Source organism: Nonomuraea sp. NPDC050153, from assembly GCF_044460125.1.
Taxonomy (GTDB): Bacteria; Actinomycetota; Actinomycetes; order Streptosporangiales; family Streptosporangiaceae; genus Nonomuraea.
The window spans coordinates 1-1,489 of record NZ_JBITJQ010000095.1 but is presented as its reverse complement, the minus strand read 5'-3'; the positions used below and the strand labels follow the sequence as shown (position 1 = coordinate 1,489).

The 1,489-nt window shown below is 66.7% G+C and carries 1 protein-coding gene; it reads left to right on the top strand.

What is annotated here, in order from left to right; genetic code table 11:
- Positions 1-110 precede the first annotated feature (110 nt).
- Complete coding sequence (locus ACIBQ1_RS61830) at positions 111-1,445, top strand: IS701 family transposase (protein WP_397292887.1); 1,335 nt, start codon at positions 111-113, stop codon at positions 1,443-1,445.
- The last annotated feature ends 44 nt before the right edge of the window (positions 1,446-1,489 follow it).

Genomic DNA, 1,489 nt, shown 5'->3' with positions numbered 1-1,489 from the left:
TACGGCAGCTGTAGTTCGGGATCTTCGAGGGATGTGCTCCATGGGGGCGCCTGTGGGCATGGGAACGGCCACCAGCATCATGATCGTTTGTGACGACGAACATAGACACGGTGGCCGCAGGGGTCACGGTAGCGCATGAACGATGGCCGAGCTGCTTTGCAGGGCTGATGGAGCGGCTGGCTGATTGCTTCCCGCGCAGAGAGACTCGGCTGACCTGCCGGAACATGGTCGAGGCCATGCTCATCGTGAAGGACACGGCCAACTGCTGGACCCTCGGCGAGGCCGTCGGGCATCGTGGCCCGCACATTCTGCAGCACTTCCTGTCGCGGGCCCGCTGGGACGAACACACCGTCCAGGCCCGTGTCGCGGCCTGGGCTGTGGAGCATCTCGGCACTGAGGATGTGGTGCTGGTGGTCGACGAGACCGGCGATGAGAAGTCCTCCATCGACGCCGTCGGCGCGGCCCGCCAATACTCCGGCGCGCTGGGTGGGGTGGGATTGTGCCAGGTGGCGGTGCATCTGACGTATGCCACCCGGGCTGGGCACACCCTGATCGACCACCGGCTCTTCTTGCCCGCAGCGTGGGCCGCCGATGAGGAGCGTCGTGAGCTGACCGGTGTTCCCGACGAGGTGATGTTCGCCACCAAGCCGCAGCTGGCCACCAAGATGCTCGCCCATGCGCGGGCCGGCGGCGTTATCCGCGCGTGGGTGGCCGCCGATGAGGTGTATGGCGGGCGCGAGTCGCGGATGAGCATCCGGCTGCTGGGCTACGGCTATGTGATCGCCGTCAAGTCCGACCATCGGGTGCGTACCCCGGCGGGCACCTCGACCGTGACCGACCTGGTCAAGCGCGTGCCGACGCGATCCTGGCAGCGGCTGCGGACCGGAAGCGGCACCAAGGGCGAACGCCACTACGACTGGGCGATGATCGAGGTACTGGCCGACGACACCCCCGGCGGGCATCAGGCAGGGCAGTCCACACTGCTGATCCGCCGGCACCGCTACACCGGCACCCTGTCCTACTATCGGTGCTGGTCACAGGTCCGGGCGCCGTTGCACGTGCTGGTCGATGTGGTGTGCCGCAGGTGGCGGATCGAGGAAGACTTCCAGGCCGCCAAGGGCCTGACCGGGCTGGACCAGGGCCAGGTCACCACCTGGACGTCCTGGCACCGCTGGTGCCTGATCAGCATGATCTCCTACGTGCTACTGGCCGTCATCGCCAGCCTGGAACACCGCGACAGCGCCGAACGCGCCTCTGTCGAACTGGTCGCGGTGAGCTGCCCTGAACTGCTGAAACTCCTGCGCATCCTCGTGCTCGCCCGGCCCAGACAGGACATCGACCCTGATCACGCCCTGCGCTGGTCGCACTGGCGCAGACGCCATCAACACCGGGCAGCCGCCTGCCACCGACGATGGAACGAGGTCACAGCAGTGTCCGTCACATGACCGCCGACACCCGCCACTCAGATTAACGATCTACAGCTGCCGTA